A 15,181-nucleotide genomic window follows, 5' to 3' on the forward strand; every position below is an offset into this window, starting at 1 on the left:
GATGTGGACGAGGGGCCGCTCATGACCGTGACCACGCTGGACGTGCTGACGTTCAACCTGAACAACCCGTCGAAGGAGCGGGCGGAGCGCCAGCTCGACTACCTCGCCGCGCGGCCGGAATCGGTGCTCGTGCTCACCGAGACCGCCGACAGCGCCGGATGCGCGCTGCTCGCCGACGAGTTCCGGTCGGCTGGGTACGACGTCGTGTTCCCTCTTCCGCCTGCGCGCGGCGAGCGCGGCGCGATGATCGTCAGCCGCCTTGCCACCCGGCCGGGACCGGCCGGGCTGTCCTATCTTCCGCACCGGGCGCCCTCGGTGACCGTGCAGACCGAGGAGGGCCCGGTTGACGTCATCGGCCTCTATGTGCCGTCACGGGATGCGTCGCCAGAGAAGACCGAGCGCAAGACCAGGTTCCTGGAAGCGTGCCACACGGACCTGCCCCTCGGCGCCGTGGGCGCCCGGGTGGTCCTCGGCGACTTCAACGTCCTGGAGCCCGACCACACCCCGCGCTACCGGTTCTTCAAGCCCTTCGAGTACCGGTTCTACCGCTGGTTCGCCGAGGTCGGGTACGTCGATGCGTTCCGCAGGGTGCACCCGGACGCGCTCGAATACTCGTGGGTCGGGCGCACCGGCGACGGCTACCGGTACGACCACGCCCACGTCTCCACGCGCCTCGCGACATCCGTGCACAGCTGCTCCTACATCCACGACGTGCGCACTGGCCCGGACCGGCTCACTGACCACTTAGCCCTGTCCCTGTCCCTCGCGCTGTGCCCGCCGCACCCCTGGCCGTGACCGTAACGGCCCGGGCCGCTGATGCGACGACGGCACTGTTCTGATCCCCTGTGACGCCATAAGAGAGGACGCCCATGGACGCCACTACCTGGAGCCAGGTCGAGCGGTTGCGCAGCTGGCTGGACGAGCATGCCGACCAAACGACTGGGGACGTGAAGCTGCTGCGGGTGCTGAAGATCGGCGAAGAGTTCGGCGAAGTCGCCGAAGCGGTTCACGGCGCGATGGCAGCCAACCCCCGAAAGGGCGCCAGCCATACGTGGGACGACGTCCACAAGGAGTTGGCCGACGTGGCCGTAACGACCCTCATCGCGCTCGCTTCATGTACGCCGGACGCCGAGAAGCTGTTCAACGACCGGCTCCAGCACCTCGTAGATCGAGTTCTGCCGGAGTGAACAGTCGGGTCCCGAGGCGGTGGCCCACACACCACCGAAGGGCACGGGGCATTTTGCGATTACGGGACCTCCAGTCAGCGCCCGATATGGAGGGTAAGTGAGCCTTCCGGTGTCTCAGGCAAGCTCGGAGGCGCGTGGGCAGAGCTCGCCACTTCCAAGCGGGGGTGGTGAGGGAGGCTTCACCCCATGCTCCGTAAGCTAAGGCGGAGTCGCTGGTAGGCCCGGCAGGCATCTTAAGTTCTAGTGGTCGTCGCAACACCCCAGCTCAGGGGATGCGATGGACTTCGAGGTTCGGGTGGATCGGCGGCCGCAGGGGCCGAAGAAGTTGAGCCGCGAGCGGGAGACGTACCTTCTGCTCGTGGATCAAGGAATCTCTCACCTGGACGCTTGCCGGATCGTTGGCATCAACGACCGGACAGGCAGGCGATGGCGCAACGGCCGGCAGGCGTCCGGGAAGAACAAGGCAGCACCGCCCCTCGTGGAAACGGGGCCGTGGCAGTACACCGAGGACCTGGTGCCGGTGGCCGCCGCCCAGGAGCCGGAGAACGAAGCTCCTTCGCGATACCTGAACGAGACGGACCGGATCCCATAGCCGACCGGCTCCGGGAGAAGGCATCGATTCGCACGATCGCCGCCGAGCTCGGACGCAGCCCGTCCACGATCAGCCGGGAGATCCGCCGCAACCGCACCGTCCTGCCCAGCGGCCAGTGGCACTACCGGCCGCATGCGGCCCATCGGCGGGCGGCCCGGCGCCTCCCCCGGCCGAAGGTCGGGAAGATCGGCCGGAACCCGGAGCTTCGGGACTTCGTCCAGGATCACCTGGTCTTGCGGTGGAGTCCCGAACAGATCTGCCACGCTCTTTACAGGCGCTTCCCCGACCGGCCGGAGATGCACGTGGTTCACGAGACGATCTACCAGGCGCTCTACGTCCAGGGCCGCGGCGAGTTGAAGCGGGAGCTGACCCGCGCTCTGAGGACCGGACGCGCAGTGCGCCGGCCTCATCGCCACTCGGCACGCCGCAGGAAGCGGTTCCCCGCCCGATGGTCGTGATCAGCGAGCGGCCCGCAGAAGTCGCTGACCGAGTCGTCCCCGGGCACTGGGAGGGAGACCTCATCGTTGGCAGCAACTCCCGTTCCGCCATCGCCACACTGGTCGAACGCAGCACTCGCTACTTGATGCTGGTCCATCTTCCCAATGGGCATGGAGCTCCCGCTGTCCGCACGGCGCTGGTCAACACCATCCAGACGCTGCCACCCCATCTGAAACGGTCCTTGACCTGGGACCAGGGCGCTTGACTGGGAGACCCCAGCCGAGCGTCTGTCTAAACTGCTCGCCACCACACGTCAGTGATCACGTGTTGCAACGACCCCTGGGATTCGCCCATCTGCCGGGCCTACCGCTTGCGTGGGATGCGTACTCCCCGGGTGCGCCCCCGACGGGAGCGCGGCGCCGCGGTTATGCGGGCGGTCTGGGCCGATCCGGAGTCAGCGCCGCGGGTGAAAAATTATCAGGTCAGAGAGCCTTTCAGGACAGGTTTGCTGACAGGTTGAGGTCGAACCTCACCACGGTGGCACCGGCGAAACTGAAGCCGGTAATGGTGGCAGGGATCTCCCCACTGGAGCACCTTAGGCGGGGCCGACGCTGGTCACTATGAGGGCCATGATGCTCGGCGGCGACTGGCGATGAGCTGGGTGCTGTTGAGGGGTGTGAAGACGGCGATGGCGGTGAAGGTGACGGTGTCGACGTTGGCGAAGCCGGTTCCGATGATGGTGATCTGGTCACCGGCCGTGCCTGTTGCGGGAACCACCGAGGTGATGGTCGGGGCGAGGTAGTAGTTGATGAGAGGGTGCCCGAGGTCCTGGTGCCGTTGGCCGTGGTGATGGTCACGGGCTGGGTGGACACCGTTCCCCAAAGGGCGGACGGACGCTGGTGCTCCCATTGTGGAGGCCCGGTGCCGGGAAGGGGCACCGTGGAGCCACATGCCCACAGTGCGGGTGATTCACCCCAGGGAATGGTTCCGCTCTAGGCGAGCTCCACGGTGTCGTGGTCGCATTCCATCCGCGAATCCCCGGAGGCGCATGCCATGTCACCTGTTGTTTTCACAGTCGCACTCCTTCAGCCGTCTGCCATCGTCGCGGCACCGCACGTGTTCCATGAGCCTTACGGCGCGGCCTCGCTTGGGTCTAGCTGTTACCGACGCGTTCGACATGGCCGACACATGGCGCGAGGCGCATGGCGATGACTGGGGGCAGAGGTAGAGGAGACAGCGAAGCGCCAGTGTGGCGGTGGAACGACCGCACCCGAGCTGCTGCCGCATGTGCTCGCACCGCGCTACGGTGCGCACTAGAACGGCTAGGCCTACCGACTCAAGTAGTTGACGATGCGACGCGGGCGGCCTGGGAACTCATCGCCAACTCTATGGAACACGCGTGTGGTCCGTATGAGATGCGTCTGTGTCGGGAAAACTTCTCGCTTCTCTTCGAGATCGAAGACGGTGACCCGAGAATCCCACGGCTTCCGATCTCCTCTTCTGTTGTTTCAAGCGAGCCAGAGGCGCAAGACGGAGGAGGTAGCTACGACGCCTGGATTGGGTCGCTGTCCGAGCGGGGGCGAGGTCTGTGCATTGTAGACCAATTCACAGACGGCCGTTGGGGATTCCGCGCCTCGCGGAGTGGAACGAAGATTGCGTGGATGGTGATCAACGAACGGTCATAGACCGAAAGGCGATTCCTCTCTCCCGGTGATACCGGACCTCCCACCTGTTGATCGGCTGTTGGTGACTGGTGCTGTGAGGAGAAGCTGGTGCTGTTGAGGAGTGCTGATTGCTCCTCAACAGCACCAAGAATACTAGCTCCTGTGCCCCCACATGTGCCGTCAGATGCTGGGCAAGCTTTTGAATTCCCGTTGGGTCCGAGACGCCGACGCTCACAAGAACAGCATGTATAAGAGTGGGTTGTCGTATGCGCCACTCACTCGTTCAGGTAGCTGTGAGCTATTCGGGGCGCGATTCAGGTTGACCTTGTGGATCGCTTAATAGACCGGGGCGTTGTCCTGTGAGCGGTCGGGGTGTTTGGCGATATCGGTGCTTGGGCACATCAGGCCTGGCGGTGACGTATAGTGTCTGACCGCATGCCAAGAGTGATGGGAGTGGGCGGTGAAAACCTGCGAGAGGACGAAGGTGCCTGCGTCCTGGGTGTGTGCCCTGGTTGCGTGGATACTCCTGAGCGGCTGTTCGCAGCACTCCTCGGATGCTAAACCTCTACCGCAGTCAGTGTCTTCAAGCTCATCGCATCATGTGGAAGATCGGCGGCAGGTGAAGGCTCTGATCGCCTACCGGGCAATGTGGAACGATCTCGTCGCGGCGGCTACTACCTCAGATCCGAAACATCCACGCCTGGATGATCACGCTGCTGGAGGGGCGTTGGAACTGCTTCGCTACATGATGAGGCAGGACCGGAACAAGGGCGTTATCACGAAGGGGCAACTACGACTGGCTCCAGTGGGTAAGAACGGTGAAGCGTCGAAAGTTAGTGTGCGCGACTGTGTGGACGGTGCCGACTGGCTGCATTTCACTCGAGATGGTCGGCTTGAGGACAAAATTCCTGGTGGGCACCACCGGGTGAATGCGACCGCAATTGAGCGAGACGGTGTCTGGCGTGTTGAGCACCTCTTTATCGACGAGGTTGGGACATGCTGAGACGGAGCGCTGCCACATGGCCTGTGGGGGTGGCTCTGTTGTACGTGACACCACTGCTTACATCAGCTGAGGTTCTCGCAGACGACGGGCTGGGCACAGGAGCAGGAGTGAGCTGCGCCGCTGGTGGGTGCGAAGTACGCGCAGAAGTTCATCATGGACCTCCCAGAGGTGTTGGCGTGCGACGTAGTGCTCGTTCTGGAGGCGAACGCTCAAGCCGTAGCGAAGGTGTTGTCTCCGGCCCTCCAACGGTCACGTCGAACGGATGGGAGTACGGACTTGGGAATGGTCTGGGGATCCTGCCACGCTTCGACAGCAAGGAGACGAAGAAGCCCATGCCGAAGCGTGGGCAGAACGTGCCTGTGGAGGTCGTCGCGCGTCGGGCTGTGGAGAGATTGCGGTTGCCGAAGCCAGTGATTCATACGAGCCCTGACGAGGGCTTTGTTCAGGTCGTGGGTGTGCCGACGTGGATGTGGGTAGAGAACGGTGATTGGGGGCCGGTCACGGAGGCTGCTGTGGTGCCGGGGTTAAGGGTGACTGCGACGGCTCGGCCTCGTCAGGCGGTGTGGTCGATGGGCGATGGTGACTCGGTGACGTGTATGGGCCCTGGTACGGAGTATTCGGGGGCGTTTCGGCCGGAGCAGCCCTCACCTGACTGTGGCTACACCTATCGGAGGTCTTCTGCAGGCAAGCCGGGCCGGGCGTTCACGGTGTCGGTGCGGGTGATGTGGGATGTTGAGTGGCACGGTGGTGGACAGAGCGGCCGGGTGCCGGGGCTGGTGATAGCCGCTGATAGGCCGCTTGTGGTCGACGAGGTTCAGGCTGTCGTCGTGCAGTGATGACGCCGCGACGAGATGCGGTCCGCTGAGTACGGGCCTGTGCAATCAGCAGCGAGTTTTCCTTCCTTGTGGAGTGAATTGTGGGTACCTCCATGTCTCCTTTGCGCTCGAGGGGCGCGGGCATTGGTCTGCCAGGGGCGCGATCGTCGGATCCGCAGCAGCGGCCGTCGACTGCGTCTGGCGGGGTGCGGCGTCGGCCGGGATGGATCTGGGCCGGTGTGGGGACGGTGGTCGTCTCGGCAGTCGGCTTCGTGCTAGTCACATCGATGGTGGGGGAGCGGGAGAAGGTGCTGGTGCTCGCGCGGGATGTGCCAGCTGGGCATGTCTTTGATGTGGGTGATTTGCGGCAGGTGGAAGTGGCGTCTGAGACCGGCGTGGTCTCAGCAGCAGATCGTGGAAGGGTGCTGGGACGGCGGGCGAGGGTGCCGCTGGTGGCAGGGGCGCTGTTGGCGCCGGGGCAGTTCGGAGGCGCGCGGGCCTTTCCTCCGAAGGGGCAGTCCGAGGTGGCTTTCGCTATCGAGGCGGGCAGCGCGTCGCCTGGGGTGGTGCGTGGTGATCGGGTGGCTGTGTTGGAGGGGCCTGGTGGGACTGCCACCGGAGAGCGTGAGGAGGAGACCGCGGCTCCGGTAGTGGGGACGGTGATCGGAGCGAAGGCTGCTGAGTCTCCAGGTGGGGTGCGGGTGGTGACCGTGCTTGTGGAGACAGGGGCGGTGCGGCGGGCTGCGGGGATGGAGCATCCGCGTGTGGTGGTGCTTCCTGCTGATGGGCGGGAGGCACCGTGAGGCGGTTGATCGTGGTCGGGTCGATCAAGGGCGCCCCTGGGGTGACCACGGCGGTGCTGGCTCTGGCGGCTGCGTGGCCGGAGCGGGCGGATGGGGGAGTGCGGCCGGTGGTGGTCGAAGCTGATGTCTCGGGTGGTGATCTGGCGGTGCGGTTCGGGGTTCCGCATACCCCGGGTCTGCTGGATGTGGCTACCTCGGCCCGTAAGGAACGGCCCGGTTCACTCCTCGCGGCGACAACGGAATTGCCGTTCGGCGTCCGCGCGGTGGCCTCGCCAGCAGGCGGCAGGGCCTGCACAGAAGCGGTTCGTGTAGTAGCCGGGTCCGTGCAGCGGGTATTGCTGGGCGATCAGGGGGACCGAGGAACGGTCGTGCTGGACGTAGGCCGTATCGGTAAGGACGCCGAGGGCCTGCTCGAGGCGGCGGAGGCTGTGGTGCTGGTGGCCCGCGGCGGGGCGGATGCGTTGGCGCACGCGTATGCGTACCTGGCGGAGGCCGGGCCTCGAGCGGAGCGACACGTGTTGGCCGTGGTAGGGCCGTGCCCATATGCGGCTGGGGAGATTACCGCGACGCTCGGCGTCAGCCGGGTCGTTTTCCTGCCCTGGGACACCAAGGCAGCTGACGCTTTGGCCGGGAAGACTCATTCGGCGCTGCGGACCTCTGGTTGGAGGGCGCTGCGGTTGATGACGGCAGCTGGTGATTGGGCGCGTCAGTTGAACGGTACTGGCGAGGTGGCGGTGAAGGGGCTCAGCGGCGCTCTCGCGGGGCTGGGACCAGTGCCGGCTCCGGGCGGCCACCTTCGGCGTGGACTGGCAGGGCTTGCAACGAAGGAAAGCCAGTCATGAGCACGATGACGGACTACGGTCTGCGCGAGCAGAGCGAGCGACAGCTGGCTGCGGAGGTGCGCCAGCGTGTGGTCGGCCGCTTGGCGCACTACGCCGACGAACGAGAAGCCGCAGGGCTGCCGCCGGAAGGCGACTCCCAGCGCCGGGCCACGGTCCGGCGGTTGCTGGAAGAGGAACTGGCGGCCCGGGCCCGCGCCTCCTTGGCCCATGGCGGTAGCACCGTGGATGGGTCGGTGGAAGAACGCATCGCGCAGGCCGTCATGGACGCCTTGTTCGGCATCGGCAGCCTGGAGCGTCTGCTGGGGGATGAATCGATCGAGAACATCTGTGTCAATGGGTGTGATGGGGTCTGGATCCGCTCTGCGGACGGTGCCTGGCGGCGGGAGTCTCCGGTCGCCGCGTCGGATGACGAACTGATCGAGCTGGTGCGGACCCTGGCCGCCAGTGTGGACGGGGAGGAACGCCGATTCGATCGCGGCATGCCCCGGCTGAATCTCCAGCTCCCCGATGGCTCCCGGCTGTTCGCCGTGATGGCCGTCACCGGACGTGTTTCCCTGTGCGTACGCCGTCATCGGTATCCCGCCGCGTCCATGGACGACCTGGTCCGCCTGGGGGTGTGTGACCAGGCCATGGCGGCCTTCCTGGCGGCGTTGGTGCGGGCCCGGAAGAACATCGTCATCGGCGGTGGCACCAATGTTGGGAAGACCACGGTCCTGCGCGCCTTCGCGTCTCAGATTCCTCCGTCTGAGCGGCTGATTACTATCGAGGACACCTTCGAATTGGGCCTCGATACCGATGCGGCGGCGCATCCCAATGTGGTGGCGATGCAGGCACGGGAGCCCAATATCGAAGGCCAGGGCGCCATCGATCAGGCGGAGCTGGTGCGCTGGGGACTGCGCATGTCACCTGACCGTGTCATCGTCGGGGAGATCCGCGGCAGCGAGGTCATCCCGATGTGCAACGCGATGAGTCAGGGGAACGACGGTTCGCTGTCCACCATCCATGCCTCCACGTCCCGAGGGGTGTTCACCAAGCTCGCGGCCTACGCTGCCCAAGCTCCTGAGCGCCTGTCCTTGGAGGCGACCAACCTGCTGGTGGCCTCCGCCGTTCACTTCGTGGTGCACCTGGGGTGGGATACCGAGGGGAGGCGGGTGATCGATTCGGTGCGCGAGGTCGTCGACGCCGACGGGCCGCAGTTGGTCTCGAACGAGATCTACCGTCCCGGGCCGGACGGCCGGGCTGTCCCGGCCACACCCTTGCGCGCTGAAACACTCCAGGACCTGATCGGGGCCGGGCTGGACGCCGAAGCTGCGGGCTTCACCTGGTGGGGAGCAGACCGATGACCACGGAACGGCTGGGAGAGGCAACCAGCGTCCTCGCCGCGATCCTCGGTGCCGCCTTCGGCACCGGCCTCCTGCTGGTCATCATCGGTGCGCTACGCCGACCCGTCCTCCACGACGCAGCAGCAGACGGGTGGCGGCAGCGTATGGTCAGCCGCCTCCCAGCCGGGTGGAATAGGCGCCGTCTCACCATCGCCCTGACGGCTGGAGTGGCGGCGGGGGCGTTGACCAGGTGGCCGGTGGCCGCCGTGCTGACCACTGCGGCCATGCTCACCCTGCCGGGTCTCCTGGGACCAGACCGGGCCACGGCCCGGCGGACCGAGCGGATGGAAGCCCTGGCACTGTGGACAGAGATGCTGCGCGACACCCTCTCCGCCGCTGCCGGACTGGAACAGGCTGTCCTGACCACCGCCGCCATCGCCCCCGCCCCGCTGCAACGAGAGCTGCGTCGCTTGGCCGCATCGATCCGATCCTCACAGCCGCTGCCCGCCGTGTTGCGGACCTTCGCCGATGAGGTGGACGACCCGCTCGCCGACGTCGTGGTCGCTGCCTTGGTGACGGCCGCTGAACGGCAGGCCAGCCAACTTGCCGCGCTCCTGGGGGAACTGGCCGACTCGGTCCGCGAACAGGTGGCCATGCGCCAGCGCATCGATGCCGGCCGCGCCAGCATCCGCACCGGCGTCAGGGTCACCGTGACCGTCACTCTCGGCATGGCCGTCGGCCTGACTGTCTTCAACCGGCCCTACCTGGACCCCTTCAACACCCTCACGGGCCAGCTGCTCCTGGCCGTCGTCGGCGCCCTGTTCGCCGCCTCCTTCGCCTGGCTCACCGCTATCGGACGTCTCCACGAACCGGTACGTCTTATCGGCCACAGTCCGGCCCAAGCTCCAGTCACTGAAGGGAGGACACGGTGATCACCATTGTGCTGGGTGCCGCATTCGGCGCCGGGCTGGTCGCCCTTGCCTACGGGCTGCGTCCGCCGCGGCCTGCGCTCGCCGACGTGATCGCCTCTCTCGACACGACAGCACCCCCGGCCGCTACGGGCGCATCGGAGGAGGAGACGGAATGGACAACGCGCCTGGGCCGCAGAGCCGTGCCGCTGGTGCGGGCCCTCGGCTTTCCCACCGCGACCCTGCGCGCAGACCTCGCCGTCTGCGGGACCGACGTGGAAAAGCACCTGGCCGGCAAGGCAACCTGCGCCGTCGCGGGACTGCTGACGCCCTGGATCGCGCTCGCTCTGGTCCGCTTCGGCGCCGGCATCGACATCGGCTGGTGGATGCCGCTGTCCGGCTCCCTGGTCCTGGCAGCCGTGCTGTTCTTCCTCCCGGACATCACCGTGCGCAAGCAGGCAGCCGAACACCGACAACAGATGCGGCACACGCTCACCCTCATCCTCGACCTGACCGTGATCGCCCTGGCCGGCGGAGCCGGTATCCAGCAGGCCCTGACTGACGCCGTCCAGAGCCCCTGCGGCTGGGCCGCATCGAAACTCCGCCACGCCCTGCACGTCGCCCAGCTCACCCGGACCAGCCCCTGGCAGCACCTGGGAGATCTCGGACAGCACCTGGGCGTCAGCGACCTGACGGAACTCGCCGCCACACTCAACCTGGCCGGCACCGAGGGCGCCAAAGTACGTGCTTCACTCGCCGCAAAGGCCGGCGCCATGCGGCGCCGCCGCCTGGCAGAAGCCGACGGAGCAGCCCAAGCGGCCACCGAACAGATGTCCCTGCCCGTCGTCCTCCTCTTCACCGCCTTCCTCCTCCTCATCGGCTACCCAGCCCTCGCCCACGTTCTCGAAGTGACCTGACCAGCCGATACGACTACCGAAACACCGATACCGGAGAACGATTCCTATGCTCCACCCGCACCTGCGGACCATCGCCGTGGTCCTGCGTGACCATGCCGCCCGCGTAAGGGGGCGCGCTCACGGCGACGCCGGCTACACCACCGAAACCGTGGTTGTCACCGCCCTGCTGGCCGTCCTGGCCATCACCGTGGTCGGCATCATCGTCGGCAAGGTGCTCGGCAAGGCCCACTCCATCGACCTGGGATAAGTCGGTGGATCACCTGCTGCACAGACGGTGCCGAGCTCGCAGCGACCGGGGTTCCGCGACCACTCAGCTGGTCATCGTCGTCCCCGCGCTGCTGATGCTGGCCCTGCTGGTCGTGCAGTTCGCGCTGGCCTGGCACGCCCGGCACATCGCTCAATACGCAGCCGAACGCGCCCTGGCCGCGGCCCGAGTCCAGCACGGCAGCCCAGCCGACGGCCGCGGACGAGGCTTACGCGCCCTCGCCCTACTCGGCAACCGTGTCCTCACCTCGCCCTCCGTCACCGTTCACCGCACCTCTACACGGGCCACGGTGCGTGTCCAGGGGGCGGTGATGCCTGTGGTGCCCGGGCTGCACCTGACCGCGAGTGGCATCGCATCGGGAGCGGTCGAGCGCGTCACCACCCCAGCCGGAGACGCCCCGTGAACGCGAGAAGGAGCCCGGCCTCGACATCGGCGGATCACGGTTCGGCAGCCGTGGAGCTCGTCCTGATCACCCCGCTACTGGTGCTCGTCCTGATGACGGTCGTCGCCTTGGGACGTCTGGCCGACGCCCGGCTCATTGTCGCCGATGCCGCCCATCAGACCGCCCGGGCTGCCTCCCTCGCCCGCACCGAAACCGGGGCTCGCGCCACCGCCCGGGACACCGCGCACGCAGCACTGCACCAGGCAGGGGCCGCATGCTCCCGGTCCCAGGTGGCTCTCACCACGCGCGGGCTCCAGCCGGGCAGCGCCGTGACCGCGCACCTCACCTGCACCGTCGCGCTGGGAGACCTCACCCACACCGGCCTGCCGGGTCGGGTGACCCTCACCAGCACCGCCGTTTCTCCCATCGACGTGCACCGGAGCACCCCGTGAAACGCCCGACGACCGTGAAGAACGCCGACGGCGGTCAGGCCACCGCGTTCATGGTCGGTGTCGCTGCCGCGCTGTGGCTGTTCGCCGGAATCGTCGTCGACGGCGGACTGGCCCTGGCCGGCAAAGCCCGCGCGCTGGATGTCGCGCAGGAGGCCGCCCGTACCGGCGCCCAGCAACTCGACATCGCCCGCCTGCGCACCGCCGACGACGTCCGGCTCCTGCGCGGCAAGGCGACCCAGGCCGCCACCTCCTACATCACGGCGACCGGCGATACCGGCACAGCGACGGTGCACGGCGATGAGGTCACGGTGTATGTCACCCACCACCAGCGCGCCCAGATCCTGCAACTGGTCGGCGTCCGCACCCTGACCGTCACCGCTCACGCCACCGTGCGCGCCGAACGCACCACCGCATAGGGCAACCCTGCGACGCCGAAGAGGAGCGCACCCCGCATATGGCTCACCGATCCTCATCATGCGAGCGGCTGCGCGCCCTTCTCACCGCCACCGCGACGGCCACCGTCGTCATCACTCTGCTGGGCGGCATGCCGTACGTGCTCTGGCAGGCGACCGCCGTGCCCTGGCCCGACCGCATCGCCTCCTGGCGCGAACTCGGCGACCACCTCACGCAGCCCATCACCGACCCGGCGATGGTCGAACTCCTCGCGATGGTCGGATGGGTGTGCTGGGCAGCCTTCGCCCTCTCCCTCCTCACAGAAGCCGCCTGGTACGCGGCACACCTCCCGCAGTTGCTGCGTGACCGCACGGCTCACACAGCACACCTGCAGACACTGCCCGTACAGCGCGCACTGGCCGCCCTGTGCATCGGCACCCTCGCCCTCGCCCTGATCAGTCTCTGGCGACCTGCCACCGCGCACGCCCACCAGCACGCTCCCGCAGACGCACTGCGCTCCCATATCGCCGCGACTGCCCCCGCCCACCCTGGACCGGCTCAGGACAACCACCACCTGACGCACGCAGCAGAGAAGCCATCGTCGACGCGCTGTGTGGAGTACACGGTGATGGACGGCGACACCCTGTGGACCATTGCCGAGGCACATCTCGGTGATCCGCTGAAGTGGCCACGCATCTACACGCTGAACAAAACCCGCGTCCAGGCCGATGGCAAACGACTCACCGACCCGGACCTGATCACCCCCGGCTGGCGGCTGACCATCCCTCTCGCCTCCTCCGCCTCCACACCGCACCACCTCACCCCACCCACGCCCTCTGCCACGTCGGGGGACCGGTCCACTCCGCATGCGCACACCGACCCGTCGCTCAACGAACGGACAGTCGGGCGTAGCGGAGAACGAGTCGCTGACCACCGAGCCACCAGCGACCACGTGGCGAGCCACGCGCGGCCCGGGCCTGCTGCGATCAGCATCGGCACAGCGGGCATCATCGGGATCACCACTGCGGCCGGGCTCCTGGCCGCCTTGCGCTTCTACCGCTTCTACCAAAATCGCTCCCGCCGCCCCAGCCTCGATGTACAACCACCGCCGCTGAGCCCTGTAGTCGAACAAGCCGTGCTGACCGCCCGCGAAGCCGCCCTACCGAGTGCCACCACCACAGACCCGGGCCTGCTGGTTACCCGGCGTACCCCGCCCCAACGTGCCCAGCATGCCTCCACGGTGACCATCGGCACTGAAAACGCAGCCGAAGTCCCACTTGAAGTTCTCGCCCTGACCGGAGGCTGCGCATGGACCGGCCCCGGCAGTGAGGCAGCCGCTCGCGCACTGCTGATCGGGATTCTCACCGCAGCCGAACGCCTCCGCCCCGGGACACCCCATGTCAGGGGACTTCTCACCCAAGATCTGGCTGACCGGCTTCTGCCAGGCATGCCGACCGTCTTCAGCGCCCTGACGCTGGCCACGGACCTGGACCACGCACTATGCCGAGCGGAAGAGCATCTCCTCGCGCACGCCCATTACCGACAGCGCACGCAGGAAGCCGAATCCACACCGCACCAGGCAATGGACGAGGGCACGGAGGAGAACTCCGGACCCGGGATCCTCGTTCTTCTCGCCCAGCCGGACACCGCACATACCGAGCACCTCGCGGCACTGGCCAACCGGTCCACCCACAGCGCTCTCATCGTCCTCGCCCTCGGCGATCTGCCCGGTGCCGCCTCCTGGCACATCGCAGCAGACGGTGCCGTCGCCGAGGAACAGGAAAGCTGCCATCGCGTCCGGGACCTGCGCCTGTTCCACCTCACCGCCCAGGCCGGCCGCGATGTCCTGGACGTCCTCCTCACAGCGCACGGCAAGCGCCCCCAGCTCCGTGTCGTTCCCGGAGCCCGGGCAGCCGCCGACCCACCGCAAGATACGGCTGCGAACGCCGGCCAGGAGCCGGAAGACGAGGTACCCGACGCCCGATCAGAACCGGCAGAGCCCGGCACACCCGGCCAAGCGCGCCAGACCAAACCAGTCCGCCTGAACGTCCTGGGCCCCATCACCCTCTACGCAGCAGGGAACCCCGAACCCGTCGGCTCTGGACTACGCGACGAAGTACGGGAATTCCTCGCCCTCCTCGCCGCCCACCCACGAGGACTGATCGCCGACGACATCGCACGCCACCTCCGCCTGCACGAAGACCCCGAACAATCAGCGAAAGACCTCAAGAACCTCCGCCGCGCCGTCAGGCGCGCACTCCGCTCTGCCACCGGCCACAGCAATGCAGAATTCATCCAGCTCCATGGAGAATTGCATAAACTCCACCCTGCACTGGTGGAAACCGACCTCGCCGCCTTCACTCAAGGCCTCCAGCAGGCCGCGGCCGCCACCGAAGAAGCCGACAGGCTGTCCGCCCTGCGCAACGCGGTGGACCTCTACCACGGCCCTTTCGCTCACGGCGGCGACTACCCCTGGTGCGACAGCCTCCGCGAATCACTCGCCGGCAAGGCCACTGACGCCGTCGCGCACATCGCCCACCACGCCGAGCACACCAGCGCCCAGCACGACACCGATACCGCGCTTGCCCTGCTGGAGAAGATCACCACTCTCCACCCCACCCACGAGCTGCTCTACCAGCACGCCATCCGCCTCCACCAAACCGCCGGGCGACACGACACCGCCCGCCGTACCTTCGCCCTCCTGACGGACCATCTCAGCGAACTTGGCCTCGAGCCGGATCCGGCTACCCGCGCGCTGATGACCAGCAGCACACGCAGCTCTCCCGCCGCAGGGGACGAGGCGGATCATCGGGGTAGAAAGCGGCGAAGGGACCTGGATGCCCAAGGTGGGCCGCGCGAACGGCTCAGATGAGCCGATGGCGTTTCCCCCGTCGTTTCCCTCGTCGTTTCCAGCGGCGTTTCCGGGGTCGTCCTTGGACACGACGCCCCGCGCGGGGCATCACCGCAGGCCCGGCCGCACACGAGCCACCTGCCGGCGAGGGCGACTGTATATCGGTACAGCAACGCATCCCGATCTACCTGACCCCGGCGGCCCCGGCCACGCAACTCACCCTGCAACGGCTGCCCGCTCACCTGTCCGCAAGGCGTGCCACGTCCTCAGCCACCCTTCATTCCTTAACCCCACAAGCTCCTCGCCGGCTGGCACGTTGCAGTCGGCCGACGCCTCGAGGTGAGGCG

The 15,181-nt window shown here is 67.1% G+C and carries 15 protein-coding genes and 1 pseudogene; 15 read left to right on the forward strand and 1 reads right to left on the reverse strand.

Going from position 1 to position 15,181, the window contains the following annotated elements:
- Window positions 1–21: 21 nt before the first annotated feature.
- The 3 genes and pseudogenes from ACT2CW_RS49295 to ACT2CW_RS49305 all read left to right on the forward strand — a co-directional run.
- A complete protein-coding gene (locus tag ACT2CW_RS49295; protein ID WP_445521323.1) occupies window positions 22–795 on the forward strand; it encodes an endonuclease/exonuclease/phosphatase in 774 nt (257 codons plus the stop codon).
- 74 nt (window positions 796–869) lie between these two features.
- Window positions 870–1,187: a MazG-like family protein gene (locus ACT2CW_RS49300; RefSeq protein WP_445521324.1), complete on the forward strand. Its 318-nt coding sequence runs from the start codon at window positions 870–872 to the stop codon at window positions 1,185–1,187.
- 277 nt (window positions 1,188–1,464) lie between these two features.
- Window positions 1,465–2,479, forward strand: a pseudogene (locus tag ACT2CW_RS49305) (IS30 family transposase); the annotation flags it as partial.
- Between the two features lie 356 nt (window positions 2,480–2,835).
- On the opposite strand, the gene ACT2CW_RS49310 reads toward ACT2CW_RS49305, so the two are convergent.
- Window positions 2,836–3,168: an IPT/TIG domain-containing protein gene (locus ACT2CW_RS49310; RefSeq protein ID WP_445521325.1), complete on the reverse strand. Its 333-nt coding sequence runs from the start codon at window positions 3,166–3,168 to the stop codon at window positions 2,836–2,838.
- Window positions 3,169–3,425: 257 nt separating this feature from the next.
- On the opposite strand from ACT2CW_RS49310, the gene ACT2CW_RS49315 reads away from it, so the two are divergent.
- The 12 genes from ACT2CW_RS49315 to ACT2CW_RS49370 all read left to right on the forward strand — a co-directional run bounded on the left by ACT2CW_RS49315 (window position 3,426) and on the right by ACT2CW_RS49370 (window position 14,855).
- A complete protein-coding gene (locus ACT2CW_RS49315; RefSeq protein WP_445521337.1) occupies window positions 3,426–3,902 on the forward strand; it encodes an ATP-binding protein in 477 nt (158 codons plus the stop codon).
- A gap of 598 nt (window positions 3,903–4,500) precedes the next feature.
- Window positions 4,501–4,884: a hypothetical protein gene (locus ACT2CW_RS49320; protein ID WP_445521326.1), complete on the forward strand. Its 384-nt coding sequence runs from the start codon at window positions 4,501–4,503 to the stop codon at window positions 4,882–4,884.
- Between the two features lie 1,063 nt (window positions 4,885–5,947).
- Window positions 5,948–6,502 (forward strand): SAF domain-containing protein, encoded by a 555-nt coding sequence (locus ACT2CW_RS49325; RefSeq protein WP_445521338.1) that lies wholly within the window; start codon window positions 5,948–5,950, stop codon window positions 6,500–6,502.
- Entirely contained in the window at window positions 6,499–7,344 is an 846-nt protein-coding gene (locus ACT2CW_RS49330; RefSeq protein ID WP_445521327.1) for a MinD/ParA family ATP-binding protein, read from the forward strand. Before ACT2CW_RS49325 ends, ACT2CW_RS49330 begins: the two co-directional genes overlap by 4 nt.
- On the forward strand, window positions 7,341–8,687 hold the full coding sequence (locus ACT2CW_RS49335; RefSeq protein ID WP_445521328.1) for a CpaF family protein: 1,347 nt from the start codon (window positions 7,341–7,343) through the stop codon (window positions 8,685–8,687). Before ACT2CW_RS49330 ends, ACT2CW_RS49335 begins: the two co-directional genes overlap by 4 nt.
- A 236-nt stretch (window positions 8,688–8,923) precedes the next feature.
- Entirely contained in the window at window positions 8,924–9,598 is a 675-nt protein-coding gene (locus tag ACT2CW_RS49340; RefSeq protein WP_445521329.1) for a type II secretion system F family protein, read from the forward strand.
- Window positions 9,595–10,491: a type II secretion system F family protein gene (locus ACT2CW_RS49345; protein WP_445521330.1), complete on the forward strand. Its 897-nt coding sequence runs from the start codon at window positions 9,595–9,597 to the stop codon at window positions 10,489–10,491. The genes ACT2CW_RS49340 and ACT2CW_RS49345 overlap by 4 nt, the downstream gene beginning before the upstream one ends.
- Window positions 10,492–10,537: 46 nt before the next feature.
- Entirely contained in the window at window positions 10,538–10,738 is a 201-nt protein-coding gene (locus ACT2CW_RS49350; protein ID WP_445521331.1) for a hypothetical protein, read from the forward strand.
- Window positions 10,739–10,751: 13 nt separating this feature from the next.
- Window positions 10,752–11,159 (forward strand): TadE/TadG family type IV pilus assembly protein, encoded by a 408-nt coding sequence (locus ACT2CW_RS49355; RefSeq protein WP_445521339.1) that lies wholly within the window; start codon window positions 10,752–10,754, stop codon window positions 11,157–11,159.
- A 50-nt stretch (window positions 11,160–11,209) separates the two neighbouring features.
- The gene (locus ACT2CW_RS49360) at window positions 11,210–11,590 is read left to right on the forward strand and encodes a TadE/TadG family type IV pilus assembly protein (RefSeq protein WP_445521332.1); all 381 of its coding nucleotides are present in this window, start codon (window positions 11,210–11,212) and stop codon (window positions 11,588–11,590) included.
- Window positions 11,587–12,006, forward strand: a complete 420-nt coding sequence (locus ACT2CW_RS49365) for a pilus assembly protein TadG-related protein (RefSeq protein WP_445521333.1) — start codon at window positions 11,587–11,589, stop codon at window positions 12,004–12,006. The genes ACT2CW_RS49360 and ACT2CW_RS49365 overlap by 4 nt, the downstream gene beginning before the upstream one ends.
- A 158-nt stretch (window positions 12,007–12,164) precedes the next feature.
- Window positions 12,165–14,855, forward strand: a complete 2,691-nt coding sequence (locus ACT2CW_RS49370) for a BTAD domain-containing putative transcriptional regulator (protein ID WP_445521334.1) — start codon at window positions 12,165–12,167, stop codon at window positions 14,853–14,855.
- The last annotated feature ends 326 nt before the right edge of the window (window positions 14,856–15,181 follow it).

Source organism: Streptomyces sp. NEAU-174 (genome assembly GCF_052665095.1).

Excerpts from the sequence above, each read along its gene's own strand:
- ACT2CW_RS49300 (WP_445521324.1), top strand. The coding sequence starts at position 870 with ATGGACGCCACTACCTGGAGCCAGGTCGAGCGGTTGCGCAGCTGGCTG.
- ACT2CW_RS49310 (WP_445521325.1), bottom strand. The coding sequence starts at position 3,168 with ATGTGGCTCCACGGTGCCCCTTCCCGGCACCGGGCCTCCACAATGGGA.
- ACT2CW_RS49295 (WP_445521323.1), top strand. The coding sequence starts at position 22 with ATGACCGTGACCACGCTGGACGTGCTGACGTTCAACCTGAACAACCCG.
- ACT2CW_RS49335 (WP_445521328.1), top strand. The coding sequence starts at position 7,341 with ATGAGCACGATGACGGACTACGGTCTGCGCGAGCAGAGCGAGCGACAG.
- ACT2CW_RS49350 (WP_445521331.1), top strand. The coding sequence starts at position 10,538 with ATGCTCCACCCGCACCTGCGGACCATCGCCGTGGTCCTGCGTGACCAT.
- ACT2CW_RS49315 (WP_445521337.1), top strand. The coding sequence starts at position 3,426 with ATGACTGGGGGCAGAGGTAGAGGAGACAGCGAAGCGCCAGTGTGGCGG.